A 14,291-nucleotide genomic window follows, 5' to 3' on the forward strand; every position below is an offset into this window, starting at 1 on the left:
CGTTGGCCGAGGACACGGACCTCACCATGAAGGTGCTCCGGGCCGGCTGGCGGGTGGTCTACGAGGAGTCGGCCATCGCCTGGTCGGCCCTCGACTGCGTAGCGCCATTGGTGGCGCAATCAGGAAGGATGTACCTGTGAGTTCAGGACCGCAGGGCGGAGACCGTCCCCGTCGCTACGAAGACCGTACTGACGGTGCGGGCGGACGCGACCGCGGCCCGCGCCGCGATGACCGAGACCGGCCCCCGTACCGGGGAGACCGCGACAGCGGCGGCGGCGCCCGAGGTGGCTACGCCGGCGGCCGCGACTCTGGTTCCCGTGGTGGAGACCGGGACAGCTCGCGTTCCAGCGCTCCCCGTGAGGGCGGTTACCGGGGTGGTGACCGCGACGGTTCGCGTTCCGGCGCCCCGCGTGAAAGTGGTTACCGGGGCGGTGACCGTCGTGAAGGCGGTTTCCGCGGTGGTGACCGCGACGGCTCCCGCACGAGTGCCCCCCGCGAGGGCGGTTTCCGCGGCGGTGACCGCGAGGGTGGCTTCCGCGGTGGTGACCGTCGTGAGGGTGGCTTCCGCGGCGGTGACCGCGACGGTTCGCGTTCCAGCGCCCCGCGTGAGGGTGGTTTCCGCGGTGGCGACCGCGACGGTTCGCGTTCCGGCGCCCCGCGTGAGGGTGGTTTCCGTGGCGGCGACCGCGAGGGCGGCTTCCGCGGCGGTGACCGTCGTGAGGGTGGTTTCCGCGGTGGTGACCGCGACGGTTCGCGTTCCGGCGCTCCGCGTGAGGGTGGTTTCCGTGGCGGCGACCGCGAGGGCGGCTTCCGCGGCGGCGACCGTCGAGAGGGCGGCTATCAGGGTGGCGATCGCACCCGTTCCGGCTCCTCCCGCGAGGGCGGCTTCCGCGGTGGTGACCGCGAGGGTGGCTTCCGCGGTGGCGAGCGTCGTGAGGGTGGTTTCCGCGAGGGAACCCGACCTGGTGCCCCCCGCGAGGGCGGCGGCTTCCGGGGCGGCGACCGTCGTGAAGGCGGCTTCCGTGGCGGTGACCGGGACGGCTCCCGCACGAGTGCCCCCCGCGAGGGTGGTTTCCGTGGTGGCGACCGCGAGGGTGGTTTCCGTGGCGGCGACCGTCGCGAGGGCGGCTTCCGCGGTGGTGACCGTGAGGGCGGCTTCCGTGGTGGCGACCGCGATGGTTCGCGTTCGGGCGGCCCGCGCGAGGGTGGCTTCCGTGGCGGTGACCGTGAGGGCGGCTTCCGCGGTGGTGACCGTCGTGAGGGCGGCTTCCGTGGCGGTGACCGGGACGGTTCCCGGCCGAGCGGCCCGCGTGACGGCGGCGCACCGCGCGAGGGTGGCTTCCGCGGTGGTGACCGCGAGGGTGGCTTCCGCGGTGGTGACCGTCGTGAAGGTGGCTTCCGTGGTGGCGACCGCGATGGTTCGCGCTCGGGCGGCCCGCGCGAGGGTGGCTTCCGGGGCGGCGACCGCGAGGGTGGCTTCCGCGGTGGTGACCGTCGTGAAGGCGGCTTCCGTGGTGGCGACCGGGACGGCGCCCGTTCCAGCGCCCCGCGTGAGGGTGGCTTCCGGGGCGGCGATCGGGCCGGTTTCCGGCCGAGCGGACCGCGTGACGGCGGCGCGCCTCGTGAAGGCGGCTTCCGTGGCGGTGACCGTCGTGAGGGCGGCTTCCGGGGCGGCGAGCGTGAGGGCGGCTTCCGGGGCGGTGACCGCCGTGAAGGCGGCGCATCTCGCGAAGGCGGCTTCCGCGGTGCTCCCCGTGAGGGTGGTTTCCGGGGCGGCGACCGTGACAGCTCTCGGCCGAGTGGACCGCGTGACGGCGGCGGCTACCGGGGCGGCGACCGCGAGGGTGGCTACCGGGGCAGCGACCGGGCGGGCGCTTCCCGTGCCGACGAGCGGCCTCGTCGCGAGGGCGAGTTCCGTCGCGACGACCGTGCTGGCGGCTCCGACTCGTTCGACGGTGGACGTAGCTCTGCCCCTGCCCTGCCGGACGACATCGTCGCGACCGACCTCGACAAGGACGTTCGCGCTGAGTTGCTCTCGCTGAACAAGCCGGTCGCCGAGACGGTGGCCCGGCACCTGGTCGCGACCGGTCAACTGATCGACGAGGACCCGGCCGAGGCGCTGGCGCACGCGCTGGCCGCCCGGCGGCTCGCATCGCGCATCTCCGCGGTCCGTGAGGCCGTGGGCTTGGCCGCGTACCACGCGGGGGAGTGGCAGTCGGCGATCGCCGAGCTGCGCACGTACCACCGGATGAGTGGTCTGCAGAGTCATCTGGCCGTGCTGGCGGACTGTGAACGGGCTCTCGGCCGGCCGGAGCGGGCCATCGACCTGTTCCGTGGCGCTGACCGGGAGAAGCTGGACCAGGCCGTCGCGATCGAACTGCTCATCGTCGCCGCGGGTGCCCGGGGCGATCTCGGGCAGAAGGACGCCGCTGTCGCGATGCTCCAGGTACCCGACCTCACAAGTGAGGCCACGGTGCCGTGGACGGCTCGGCTGCGGTACGCCTACGCCGACGCGCTGCTCGCCGTGGGCCGACGTGAGGAAGCCCGCGAGTGGTTCTCCCGCGCTGCTGACGTGGACACCGAGGGCGAGACCGACGCCGCCGAGCGGCTGCTGGAACTCGACGGAGTGGTCATCGAGGGCGACGACGAGGACGAGGCCGCCGAGGAGATCGCCGCAGGACCGGGCGCTCCCGGAGCGGTTCCGGCCCACCCGGACGCCGACCTGACCGGCGAGGACCGCGACGACGACGACGAAGAAGACGACGACCGCGACGACGACGAAGACGACCGCGACGAAGACGACTTCGACGAAGACGAAGACGAAGACGAAGACGACGACGAAGACGACGACGAAGACGACGACGACGACGACGACGAGGACTTCGACGACGACGAGCAGGACGGCGCTGTCGGCAGTCCTGGCGACGACGAGGACCGCGTCGACGAGGATGAGGACCGTCACCCGGACGCGGCCGCCAACGCCGACGCGGACACCGCCGTCGACGGCGGTGTGACGTCCGGCGACACGGTGAACGCCGACGAAACCGCCCCCACCCGGGGCGACGAGTCGGAGCCGACGCAGCGGTGAACGCGGGCGCGGGGGAGCGGCTGGTCGACGGGTACACCCTTGTCGTTTTCGACCTGGACGGGGTGATCTACCTGATCGACCGGCCGATCCCCGGCGCCGTCGAGGCGGTAGCCCGGCTGCACGACGAGGGTCGGGCGGTGGCGTACGCCACGAACAACGCGTCCCGCCGGTCCAGCGAGGTCGCCGACCTGCTGACCGGGATGGGTGTGCCGGCCCGGCCGGAGGAGGTGCTCACCTCCGCGGCGGCGTCGGCCGAGCTGTTGCGGGATCGGCTGCCCGCCGGCGCGCCGGTGCTGGTGGTCGGGGCGGAGGCCCTGCGTGCGGAGCTGCGCGCGGTCGGCCTGACCCCCGTCGACAAGGCCGACGAGAACCCGGCAGCGGTGGTGCAGGGGTACGGCCCGCAGGTCGGCTGGGCCGAACTGGCCGAGGCGTCGATCGCGGTGCGCTCCGGTGCGCTCTGGATCGCCACCAACACCGACCGGACGCTGCCCAGTGGGCGAGGACCGTTGCCGGGCAACGGGTCGCTTGTCGCGGTGCTGCGCACGGCGTTGGAGCGGGACCCGGACGTGGTGGTCGGCAAGCCGGAGTCGGCGCTGTTCGAGACCGCCGCTCGGCGTGCGGGAGGTGGCCGGAGCCTGGTGGTGGGTGACCGGCTGGACACCGACATCGAGGGTGCCCGGCGTGCCGGGCTGGACAGCCTGCTCGTGCTGACCGGCGTCCACGGCGTACCGGATCTGCTGGCCGCCGTCGCACAGCGGCGTCCCACGTACGTGGCGAGCGACCTGGCGGGGCTCTTCGACCCGGCGGCCGCCGTGCGGGTCCCGGGTTCGCCGGACACTGGCGGCTGGTCCGTGACCGACCGCGACGGCACCCTGGAGCTGGCCGGCTCAGGGCGGCCACTGGACGCGCTTGCGGCGCTCTGCGCGGTGGCCTGGTCGGCGTCGGAGCCGGCGCTGCCGAAGATCCGCCCGATCGGCCCGGACGCGGCACACGCGGTGGAGAGCTTCGGTCTCCCCGCCGCTGCCTGACCTGGGTCGGGTGACCGGGTTCGTCAGAGCAGTTTGCGCAGCTTCAGCAGATCGAACGGGTTGGCCTTGATCGACACCCGGCGGGAAGTCACGGCGCTTGTGACGTCCAGGTCACCACGGACCAGAGCGAGCAGGTCATCGCTTGACGTGCTCAGCGCGATCTTGGCCTTGGGGTCGTCGCCGTCGGTCAACTCGACAAGCCGACCGCCGGTGATCCGGCCGTGGAAGGCGGTGTCCAGGTCGGTGATCCGGCAGGCCAGTGTCCGGTCCAGGTCGATCCGTTCGCGCACCGTCTCGGCGTTGCGATCCAGTCGGGCGGCCAGCTCCTGCAAAGCCTGCCGGCACTCGTCCACGCTGGCCACATCTCCCCCTCGTTGATCGCCACGCCGTCCTCGGCACCGTACCGCACGGCACAGTCCGGGGTGCCCGGTAGCGTGACACCTGCACACCCCGCCCCGTGGAAGGACTCAGGCATGCAGGACGCGTGGCGCGCCTACCTCGAACTGGCCATGGGCCTTGCGGAGGCGCCCCGGAAGAAGGCCCAGGACGTGGCACGTCGTCTCGTCGGCTCGGGCGGCGCGACCGCCGCCCAGCTCCAGGCCCTCGGTGAGGAGCTGGTCACCACCGGCGCCGCCAACCGGGAGGCGCTGACGAAGCTGGTCCGTTTCGAGGTCGACCGGGCCCTCGGCGCGGTCGGGCTGGCAACCGCCGACGAGGTGGCCGAGCTGACCCGCCGGGTGCACGACCTGGAACGGCAGCTCCGCGAGGCGCGCGCCGTGGAGTCGACAACCACACCGGCTGCCGCGCCGGCCGCCGGCGGCGCGACACCGCACGCCGACCCCACGTTGGCCGCGCAGCCCGGCACCGGTCTCGTGCCCTCCGACGCCTCGGCGGGTGCCCCGGTGGCCAAGAAGGCCGTCGCGAAGAAGGCCGTGGCGAAGAAGGCGATCGCCAAGAAGGCCATCGCCAAGAAGTCGCCAGCGACGATCAGCACCACCGACGAGGCTCCCACTCCCGCAGACATGCCGGCCAAGAAGGCGGTCCGCAAGCAGCCTCCGGACGACGCCGAATGAGCCAGCCCGGTGCACCGGCCGGCGGGTCGTTCCCGGCCCGGCCCGGCCCACCAGCCGGCGCAGCGGCCCGGCCCGGCCCACCGCCCGGCGCGGCGGCCCGGCCTGGCCCACCGCCCGGCGGAGCGGCCCGACCTGGCCCACCGGTCGGCGGAGCAGCTTGGCTCGGCCCGCTGCCCGACGGCGGAGACGAGGACGCGGCGCGGCATCCGGCGGTGGACGCCGCGGTGCGGGCCATGGACAACGCGGCGACGCTGGCCCCGGCCGATCAGATCGCCCAGTACGAGGCGGCCTACGAGACGTTGCGCGAAAGCCTCGCCACCATCGACCAGACCTGAGTGCGACGACCAGGCCTGAGCAGACCGGAGAACCACAGATGGCACGTCGTAACCGGCTGGACGCCGAACTCGTCCGCCGCGGTCTGGCCCGCTCCCGGGAGCAGGCCGCCGCGTTGGTCGAGGCCGGCCGCGTCCAGTTGCGTGGGGTCGTGGCGCGCAAGGCCGCCGCGATGGTCGACCCCGCCGATCCGCTGCTGGTCACCGGCGAGGACCCGACCGAGGAGTACGTCTCCCGAGGCGGGCACAAGCTCGCGGGCGCGCTCGCCGCGTTCGGGGCCGGTGGGCTGCGCGTCGCCGGCCGGCGCTGCCTGGACGCCGGCGCGTCGACGGGTGGCTTCACCGACGTGCTGCTGCGCGCCGACGCCGCCGAGGTGGTGGCCGTTGACGTCGGCTACGGGCAGCTCGCCTGGTCACTGCGCACGGATGAGCGCGTCCGCGTCCTGGAGCGCACGAATGTCCGTACCCTTGATCCGGACGTGATCGGCGGGCCGGTCGACCTCACGGTGGCCGACCTGTCGTTCATCTCGTTGCGGCTGGTGCTGCCGGCGTTGGCCGGTTGCACCCGGGACGACGGTGACCTGGCGTTGATGGTGAAGCCGCAGTTCGAGGTCGGCAAGGACCGGGTCGGCGCCGGTGGCGTGGTCCGCGATCCGGAACTGCGCGCCGAAGCGGTGCTGGACGTGGCGGCGGCGGCCGAGCGACTCGGCCTCGGGCTCGCCGACGTGGCGGCCAGCCCGCTGCCCGGGCCGAGCGGCAACGTGGAGTTCTTCGTATGGTTGCGCCGAGGCGCACCACCGGCCGACCCACAGCGGGTGCGGGCGGTGGTGGCGGCCGGGCCGGACGGTCCGACGGCCGGCGACGTGCCGGACGTGGCGGCGGAGGAGGTCGCAGGGTGAACGCGCGTAGCGAGGGCACCGCAACGCCCCGCGGGGGTGCACGCGGTCGGGCGACGACGACGGTGGCGCGACGCCGCCGACCGGGCCGGGTCGGGCGGGCGGCCCGATGAGCCGGACCGCGCTGCTGGTGACCCACACCGGCCGACGGCGCAGCACCGAGCACGCCCGGTCGGTCGCCGCCGACCTGATCGCCGCGGGTTTCGAGGTACGGGTGGTCGCCGACGAAGCCGACGACCTCGACCTGCCCGGCGTGGTGCCGGTCGCCGGTCCGCAGGCCGCCGAGGGCGCCGAGATCGTCTTCGCGCTCGGTGGGGACGGGACCTTCCTGCGCGCCGCCGAGCTGGCCCGGCCGGCGAAGGCGCCGCTGCTCGGCATCAACCTCGGCAAGGTGGGCTTCCTGGCCGAGGCGGAGATCGACGACCTGGACAGCGCGGTGCGGGACGTCGTCGACCGCAACTACACGGTCCACGAGCGGCTCACCCTGGACGTGACAGCGGAGTTCGACGGTGGGCCGACCATCGAGTCCTGGGCGCTCAACGAGATCAGCGTCGAGAAGGGCGAGCGGGCGCAGATGCTCGAACTGCTCGTCGACGTGGACGGGCGGCCGCTGTCCCGCTACGGCTGCGACGGTGTCGTCTGCGCCACCCCCACCGGCTCCACCGCGTACGCGTTCTCCGGCGGCGGCCCGGTGGTCTGGCCGGAGGTGGAGGCGCTGCTCCTGGTGCCGATCAGCGCGCACGCGTTGTTCAGCCGCCCGTTGGTCACCGCCCCGACGTCCACCTTCGTGATCACCGTCGACCCGTTCACGACCCTCGCCGTGCTGTCCTGCGACGGGCGGCGCGTCTACGACCTTCCCCCCGGTGCCCGGGTGACGGTGCGTCGGGGTGCCCTGCCGGTGCGCATCGTGCGGCTGCGGGCCCGCCCGTTCACCGACCGGCTGGTCGCCAAGTTCGGCCTTCCCGTGCACGGGTGGCGCGGCAGCCGCCGGTGACCGCGGCGTACACCGTCGGTGGACGGCGGTTGTCCACCTGACGACATGTCGCCGCTGCGGCGGCTGGCGACTAGTGACCTGGTGACAGGCTCCGTCGCAGACTCCGATCGGCCCTCGTCTACGGATGGGGGCCTGGAGGAGTAGAGGAGCACATCGCATGCACTGGTCCCCCCGCTGGCTCGCCGTCGGCGCGGTCGGCGCGTTGGTGGTCGGCCTCGCCGCACCGGCGTCCGCCGACCCGCCCGTCCGGCCCACCGGCCCGAACTCGGGCACTCCCACCTCGGGCGCCGCGCCCGTTCGTGTCACCCTGATCACCGGCGACCAGGTCGACCTGCTGCAGGCGGCACCCGGCCGGGTCACCGCCAGCGTCCGCCCCGGCCCCGGCCGGAACCGGGTCACCTTCCAGACCGTGCAGGTGGACGGCGGGCTGCGGGTGCTGCCCAGCGACGTCATGCCGTACCTGTCCGCGGGGGTGCTCGATCCCAACCTGTTCGACGTGCAGGAGTTGGCCGCCGCCGGCTACGGCGACGCCGCGCAGGGCAACCTGCCGCTGATCGTCCGCTACCAGGAGCCGGCCGCCGGCCGGGTCCGGCCGCTCGCCGGCGTCACCGACGCCCGTCCCCTGCAGAGCATCAACGGCGCGGCCCTGCGGATCGGCAAGGGTGACCTCGGCGGCCTGTGGAGCACGCTCGCCGGCACGCCGACCACCCGGACCACGACCGCCGCGCCCCGGCTGGGCAGTGGCATCGCCCGGATCTGGCTGGACGGGAAGGTCCACCCGACGCTTGAGCACAGCGTGCCGCAGATCGGCGCCCCGATCGCCTGGGCGGCCGGCCGGGACGGCACCGGCGTGAAGGTGGCGGTGCTCGACACCGGCGTCGACGCCACCCACCCCGACCTGGCCGGTCGGATCGCCGAGGCGCGCGACTTCTCCGCGAGCGGCAGCGCCCGCGACGGGCACGGCCACGGCACCCACGTGGCGTCCACCATCGCCGGCAGCGGCGCGGCGTCCACCGGGCTGCGCAAGGGCGTCGCCCCGGGCGCGCAACTGCTGATCGGCAAGGTCCTCGACGACGGTGGCTCCGGCTACGACTCGTCGATCATCGCGGGTATGGAGTGGGCCGCCCACTCCGGCGCGAAGGTGGTCAGCATGAGCCTCGGTGGCTCCCCGACCGACGGCACCGACCCGATGAGCCAGGCCGTCAACGACCTGACCGCCGAGACCGGCGCACTGTTCGTGATCGCCGCCGGCAACGAGGGCGCGGCGCGTACCGTCGGCGCTCCGGGCGCGGCCGCCGCGGCGCTCACCGTCGGCGCGGTGGACCGGGACGACAACCTGGCGGAATTCTCCAGTCGTGGTCCGCGCGTCGGTGACAACGGCCTCAAGCCGGAGATCACCGCGCCGGGCGTCGGCATCGTCGCCGCGCGGGCCGCCGGCACGACAATGGGTACGCCGGTGGGCGACGCGTACACGACCGCGTCCGGCACCTCGATGGCCACTCCGCACGTGGCCGGGGCGGCGGCGATCCTCGCCCAGGAACACCCGGACTGGCCCGCCGCGAAACTCAAGGACGCGCTGGTCAGCACCACGAAGGCGAACCCGGCACTTACTGTCTTCGAGCAGGGCGCCGGCCGGGTCGACGTGGCCCGGGCGCTGGGCCAGCGGGTGTACGCGTCGGGCACCGCCGACTTCGGTCGGGTCAGCACCGGCGGTGCGACGGTCGAGCGGGCCGTGACGTACACCAACGGCACCACGGCACCGCAGACCCTGCGGTTGGCCCTGGAACTGCGCAACCTGGACACCCGCGCGGCCGAGACCGACGGGGTCACCGTCGGCGGCACCGAGGTGACAGTGCCGGCCGGCGGCAGCGTCGCCGTGCCGCTGCGCGCCGACCCGGCGAAGCTGGACCGGGGTCTGCACAGCGGATGGCTGGTGGCCACCGGCGCGGACGGCGTCGCGGTGCGCACCGCCGTCGCGCTCACCCTCAGCGGCCCGCTGCACATCGTGACCGTGCGGGCGCTGGACATGCAGGGCCAGCCGGGTCTCGCGTCGGTGCTCACCCTCTTCGGCGAGCAGCCCGAATCCGACTGGCTCGGCTGGGTCGGCGGCGAGGTACACGTGCAGGTCGAGGAGGGCCCGTACCTGCTGGAGGCGCTGATCGAGCACGGTGCCCCGCTGGACGAGCAGGTCACCCTGGTCACCGACCCGGAGCTGCTGGTCGACCGGGACCTCACCGTCGTGCTCGACCCGCGCAAGGGCACCCCGGTGCGGATCGAGACGCCGAAGCCCTCGGAGCAGCGGTCGACGATCAGCTTCTACGAGCACCGGGTCTTCGGCAACGGCCGGCAGGTCGACCACGGGGTGATGACCTTCAGCACCGTCCAACAGGTGAACGTCACCCCGACCCGTCCGGTGCGCGAGGGCGAGTTCGAGTTCTCGTCGCGTTGGCAACTTGTCGCGCCGATGGTGGACGCGACGATCAGCGGGGTGTCCGGTCCGCTGGACATCAACCTGATGGGCTACTCGCCGGCGCCGGCCGACCGGCGCAAGCTGCCGCTGGTCTGGGCGGGCACCGGCACCGCCGCCGAGCTGGCCCGGGTCCGTGGCGCCGCGGCGCTGCTCACCGCCAGCCCGGACGCGTCGGAGGAGGACCAGATCGCCGCGGCGGCCGCCGCCGGTGCGAAGGTGGCGCTCATCGTCCGGCCGGCCGACCAGAGCGCCTGGACGTCCTGGACCCCGTTGGGTGACCGGTTGCCCATTCCGGCCCTGGCGGTGGCGTACGACGACGGGCAGGAGGTGATCGCGGCGGCCCGGAAGGGCCGCACGACGCTCGACCTGACGCTGACCGTGGAGAGCCCCTACCTGTACGACGTGTGGCAGGTCTCGAAGGACCGGATCCCGGAGCGGATCACCCACCGGGTCACCGCGCAGAACACCGCCGAGGTGACCGCCCGCTACGGCGGCGTCGGCGCCGAGTGGGCCAGCGAGCAGCGGTTCGGTTGGCGTCCGTGGCAGGAGACCTCCTGGAACGACAACCAGCGGCTGGTGCGGGCCGGCACCACCCGGCAGGAGTTCGTCAGCGCCGGTGACTCCTGGTGGCAGCACCAGGTCATGCACAAGATCATGTTCATGAGCTGGGGGCGGTTGAACGGCGGCCTGAGCCAGCAGCCCCGGCGGTACGCCGCCGACGACCGGGAGACCGAGACCTGGCACGCCCCGGTGGTCCGGCCGGCCGTGCCGGCCGGCGGCGGGGTGCCGGTGCCCACCCGTAGCGGGGACACGCTGGACCTGCGGGTGCCGGAGTTCGTCGATGCCGAGGGGCACTACAGCCCGGCCGGAAGCAGTGAGGAGTCGGACACCGTCGAGGCCCGGGTCAGCCGGGACGGCGAGCAGCTCGCCGACCTGTCCGCCGGGTGGGCGCCGGTGCCCACCACCGCGGGTCGGGCCCGCTACCGGCTGGACCTGACCACGAAGCGGTCCTCGGCCGACTGGCGCTACGCCACCCGGACCGACACGGCCTGGGAGTTCACCTCGGCCCGCCCGACGGGCGACACCGCCACGCCGTTGTCGCTGTTGCAGGTGGACTACCAGGTGCCGGCGGACCTGCTCGGCACGGTACGCGGCGACCGGCCCCACCAGCTGGGGCTGACCCTGCGTCAGCCCTCCGGGGTGCCCGCGCCGACCGGCGCCAGCGTCCGCGTGCAGGTCTCCTTCGACGGGGGCGTCACCTGGCGGGACGCGACAACCAAGGGGTCGGGTACCCGGTACACCGCGACCGTGCCGGCCGGGCGCGGAACGGTGTCGCTGCGGGTGCACGCCGCCGACCGGGCCGGGAACACCGTCGACCAGACGGTGCTCCAGGCGTACGGGCTGCGCTGATCCGGGAGGGCGGGGCGGTCACGCCGTCCCGCCCACCCGCCGAGGGGTCCGCCGTTCTCCGACGGCGGGCCCCTTCGGCGTCAGAGCCAGCCGCGTCGGGCGACCTGGAACGCCAGCCCGGGCCGGGTGTCCACGCCGGCGGCGGCCATCAGGTCGGCGATCCGCCGCTGCACGGTCCGCCGGCTCACCCCGAGCTGGGAGGCGATGGACTTGTCCGGTACGCCGGCCACGAACAGCGACAGCAGCCGTGCCTCGTCGGCGTCGGGCTGGTAGCCGTCGCTCGGATGGTCCTCGGGCTCCGGCCGCCGGTTCTCGGCGGCCGTGACGTTGAGGGGGTCGTCGAGCCGCAGTCGGGTGGCGACCCGCCAGTGGCTCTCGAAGAGGGCGAGCAGCGCGTCGAGCAGTTGGCTACGACCGATCACGGCGGCGCTCGGTTCACCGCCGTCGCGGTCCGGCACCAACGGGCAGATGGCGATGCGGGCGTCCACGATGGCCAGTCGGACCGGCAGCCGGTCCAGGACCCGGGCCTGCTCTCCGGCGGCCACACCCTTGGCCAGGTCGGGCAACGCGCCCGGTTCCAGCAGCAGGTCACGCTCGTAGATGGCCCGGTAGCTCACCCCGCGGGCCAGCGCGTCGAACTCCTCGACGTTCTCCGGCCCCGCCATGGCCAGGGGGTTGGCGCGGCAGAACCAGAGCACCTCGGTGCGTGCCGCATTCTGCAGATCGCGCAGACGGTCCCGGAGCACCCGGGCGCCGGCGATCACCTCGACGAGGTGGTCGACGTGGTGCCGTCGCAGCCCGGACCGGTACTCCTCGGCCAGTTGGGTGACCCGTCGGCGGGCCGCCTCCAGGTCCTCCTGGCGGCGCAGGAGCGTCCCGCCGAGGGCGACGTCCGGGGCGGTCGGGCGCAGCGGCGCGTCCGGGTCGTTGTCGGTGGGCTGCACCAGGCCCTTGGCGCGCAGCGCCTGGACCTCGGCGACGACCTGGTCGCGGGGCCGGTTCAGCCGGCGGACCAACTCGTCGATGCGGGCCGTGGTGAGCTGGAGCAGGCAGCGGTAGAGCTCCTCCTCAGCCGTGGTCAGGCCGATCACATCCAACACGGGGCAGAACTGTACGGCGGCCGGGTGTCGGCCGCACCCGGGCCCGTCGGCTGGTCAACTGTCGGGCCTCGCGTCTACTGTCGGTGGCTGTGCTGGAAGAGCTGCGCATCACCGGACTGGGCGTCATCGACGACACCACGCTGCCGTTGACCGGCGGGATGAACGTCATCACCGGCGAGACCGGTGCGGGCAAGACGATGGTGGTGACCGGCCTCGGCCTGCTCTTCGGCGGCCGGGCCGACGCCGGGCGGGTCCGCGCCCAACCCGGCCGGGCGGTGGTTGAGGGGCGGTTGCGCCTGAACGGGCGGGTCGCCGACGCCGTGCACGCGCGGATCGTCGAGGCCGGTGGTGAGCCCGACGAGGACGGCTCGGTGCTGCTGAGCCGCACGGTGACGGTGGAGGGGCGTTCCCGCGCCCACGTCGGCGGCCGGAGCATGCCGGTGTCGATGCTCGGTGAGGTCGGCGAGCAGGCCGTGGCCGTGCACGGCCAGTCCGACCAGTTGCGGCTGCTGCGCCCGGCCGAGCAACGCGCCGCACTCGACCGCTTCGCCGGCCCCGCGCACGAGAAGCTGCTCGACGCGCTGCGCGAGGCGTACACCGGGTGGCGGCGGGTCGTCGACGACCTGGCCGACCGGCGGCGCAACGCCCGTGAGCGCAACCAGGAGGCCGACCTGTTGCGGCTCGGCCTCGACGAGATCACCCGGGTCGATCCGCAACCGGGTGAGGACGACGAGTTGAAGACCGAGGCGCAGCGGCTGGAGCACGCCGAGGGGTTGCGGACCGCCGCGCAGATCGCCCAGCAGTGCGTGGCGGGCGGTGCGGAGGCCGCCGAGGAGGCACCCGACGCGACGGCGCTGCTCGGCACCGCCCGGCGGACGTTGGAGGCGCAGTCCGGCACCGACCCGGCGCTCGGCGAGCTGGCGGCCCGCCTGGAGGAGGCGGCCACGCTTGTCACCGACGTGTCGGCGGAGCTGTCGGCGTACCTGGCGACGCTCGACGCGGATCCGGCCCGGTTGCAGCACGTCTACGAGCGGCGGGCGGCGCTGCGGGCGCTGACCCGCAAGTACGCCGACGACGTCGACGGGGTGATCGCCTGGGCCGATCGGGCGCGGACCCGACTGTCCGATCTGGACACCTCCGACGATCTGCTGGACGAGTTGGAGCGGGAGGGTCAGCGGCTCGCCGTGGAGGTGGCCGACCTGGCCGGGCGGGTGTCGGCGTCCCGGCAGGAGGCGGCGGTCCGGTTCGCCGACCAGGTCACCGTGGAGCTGGCCGGGTTGGCCATGCCACACGCGCGGATCGAGGTGGCGGTGGTGCCCCGCCCGGCTGGTCGTGCCGAGCCGACGCTGTCGGTCAACGGCGTCGAGGTGGGTGTCACGCCGGACGGTGGTGACGAGGTGGAGTTGCGGTTGCTGGCGCACCCGGGCGCGCCGTCGTTGCCGTTGCAGCGCGGTGCCTCCGGCGGTGAGTTGTCCCGGGTGATGCTCGCCATCGAGGTGGTCTTCGCCGGCTCGGGTGGCCCGCCCACGTTGGTCTTCGACGAGGTCGACGCGGGCGTCGGCGGTCAGGCGGCGGTGGAGATCGGCCGGCGGCTGGCCCGGCTGGCCCGCAGCCACCAGGTGCTCGTCGTCACGCACCTGCCGCAGGTGGCCGCGTTCGCCGACCGGCACCTGGTGGTGGCGAAGGACACCGGCGGCGCGGTGACGACAAGCGGGGTGCGGGTCGTGGAGGACACCGAGCGGGCCCGGGAGTTGGCCCGGATGTTGGCGGGTTTGCCCGATTCGGATCTGGGTATCGCTCACGCTGAGGAGCTTCTGGCCGTGGCCGCCAAGGAAAGGCGGCTGTGACGCCGCGTATTGTGAGCGCAAGCACACCGGCTTGTGCCGTCGTGTGCTTCCCT

11 protein-coding genes are annotated in these 14,291 nt (G+C 73.9%); 8 read left to right on the top strand and 3 right to left on the bottom strand.

Annotated elements, in window-relative coordinates; all coding sequences use genetic code 11:
• Positions 1 to 142: 142 nt before the first annotated feature.
• On the bottom strand, positions 143 to 2,074 hold the full coding sequence (locus AB0F61_RS13235) for a hypothetical protein (RefSeq protein ID WP_357808153.1): 1,932 nt from the start codon (positions 2,072 to 2,074) through the stop codon (positions 143 to 145).
• Here AB0F61_RS13235 and AB0F61_RS13240 point away from each other — a divergent pair.
• Together AB0F61_RS13240 and AB0F61_RS13245 are read left to right on the top strand one after the other, a co-directional pair.
• Positions 2,063 to 3,088 carry a hypothetical protein gene (locus tag AB0F61_RS13240; protein ID WP_357808563.1) on the top strand — a complete coding sequence of 342 codons (1,026 nt, stop codon included), beginning with the start codon at positions 2,063 to 2,065 and terminating at the stop codon, positions 3,086 to 3,088. The two genes, AB0F61_RS13235 and AB0F61_RS13240, sit on opposite strands and share 12 nt — an antisense overlap.
• Entirely contained in the window at positions 3,085 to 4,116 is a 1,032-nt protein-coding gene (locus AB0F61_RS13245) for an HAD-IIA family hydrolase (protein WP_357808156.1), read from the top strand. Before AB0F61_RS13240 ends, AB0F61_RS13245 begins: the two co-directional genes overlap by 4 nt.
• Positions 4,117 to 4,139: 23 nt before the next feature.
• Here AB0F61_RS13245 and AB0F61_RS13250 read toward each other — a convergent pair whose 3' ends face one another.
• Positions 4,140 to 4,478 (bottom strand): SCP2 sterol-binding domain-containing protein, encoded by a 339-nt coding sequence (locus AB0F61_RS13250; RefSeq protein ID WP_088947517.1) that lies wholly within the window; start codon positions 4,476 to 4,478, stop codon positions 4,140 to 4,142.
• Positions 4,479 to 4,589: 111 nt separating this feature from the next.
• On the opposite strand from AB0F61_RS13250, the gene AB0F61_RS13255 reads away from it, so the two are divergent.
• The 5 genes from AB0F61_RS13255 to AB0F61_RS13275 all read left to right on the top strand — a co-directional run bounded on the left by AB0F61_RS13255 (position 4,590) and on the right by AB0F61_RS13275 (position 11,291).
• Positions 4,590 to 5,189 carry a hypothetical protein gene (locus tag AB0F61_RS13255; protein ID WP_357808160.1) on the top strand — a complete coding sequence of 200 codons (600 nt, stop codon included), beginning with the start codon at positions 4,590 to 4,592 and terminating at the stop codon, positions 5,187 to 5,189.
• Positions 5,186 to 5,524 carry a hypothetical protein gene (locus AB0F61_RS13260; RefSeq protein ID WP_357808163.1) on the top strand — a complete coding sequence of 113 codons (339 nt, stop codon included), beginning with the start codon at positions 5,186 to 5,188 and terminating at the stop codon, positions 5,522 to 5,524. Before AB0F61_RS13255 ends, AB0F61_RS13260 begins: the two co-directional genes overlap by 4 nt.
• A 38-nt stretch (positions 5,525 to 5,562) precedes the next feature.
• Positions 5,563 to 6,420 (top strand): TlyA family RNA methyltransferase, encoded by an 858-nt coding sequence (locus AB0F61_RS13265; RefSeq protein WP_357808166.1) that lies wholly within the window; start codon positions 5,563 to 5,565, stop codon positions 6,418 to 6,420.
• Between the two features lie 106 nt (positions 6,421 to 6,526).
• Positions 6,527 to 7,411, top strand: a complete 885-nt coding sequence (locus tag AB0F61_RS13270; RefSeq protein ID WP_357808168.1) for an NAD kinase — start codon at positions 6,527 to 6,529, stop codon at positions 7,409 to 7,411.
• 157 nt (positions 7,412 to 7,568) lie between these two features.
• Complete coding sequence (locus AB0F61_RS13275) at positions 7,569 to 11,291, top strand: S8 family serine peptidase (protein WP_357808171.1); 3,723 nt, start codon at positions 7,569 to 7,571, stop codon at positions 11,289 to 11,291.
• Positions 11,292 to 11,371: 80 nt separating this feature from the next.
• Here the strand turns inward: AB0F61_RS13275 and AB0F61_RS13280 are convergent, their stop codons facing one another.
• Complete coding sequence (locus tag AB0F61_RS13280) at positions 11,372 to 12,391, bottom strand: helix-turn-helix domain-containing protein (protein WP_357808174.1); 1,020 nt, start codon at positions 12,389 to 12,391, stop codon at positions 11,372 to 11,374.
• A gap of 89 nt (positions 12,392 to 12,480) precedes the next feature.
• Here AB0F61_RS13280 and recN point away from each other — a divergent pair, with 89 nt between their 5' ends.
• Entirely contained in the window at positions 12,481 to 14,238 is a 1,758-nt protein-coding gene (gene recN, locus AB0F61_RS13285) for a DNA repair protein RecN (protein ID WP_357808566.1), read from the top strand.
• Positions 14,239 to 14,291 lie beyond the last annotated feature (53 nt).

Source organism: Micromonospora sp. NPDC023888, from assembly GCF_040639415.1.
GTDB lineage: Bacteria > Actinomycetota > Actinomycetes > Mycobacteriales > Micromonosporaceae > Micromonospora.

What these genes read in the sequence shown, in the direction of transcription:
- AB0F61_RS13255 (WP_357808160.1), top strand. Translation starts at nt 4,590, where the DNA reads ATGCAGGACGCGTGGCGCGCCTACCTCGAACTGGCCATGGGCCTTGCG.
- AB0F61_RS13260 (WP_357808163.1), top strand. Translation starts at nt 5,186, where the DNA reads ATGAGCCAGCCCGGTGCACCGGCCGGCGGGTCGTTCCCGGCCCGGCCC.
- AB0F61_RS13265 (WP_357808166.1), top strand. Translation starts at nt 5,563, where the DNA reads ATGGCACGTCGTAACCGGCTGGACGCCGAACTCGTCCGCCGCGGTCTG.
- AB0F61_RS13270 (WP_357808168.1), top strand. Translation starts at nt 6,527, where the DNA reads ATGAGCCGGACCGCGCTGCTGGTGACCCACACCGGCCGACGGCGCAGC.
- AB0F61_RS13275 (WP_357808171.1), top strand. Translation starts at nt 7,569, where the DNA reads ATGCACTGGTCCCCCCGCTGGCTCGCCGTCGGCGCGGTCGGCGCGTTG.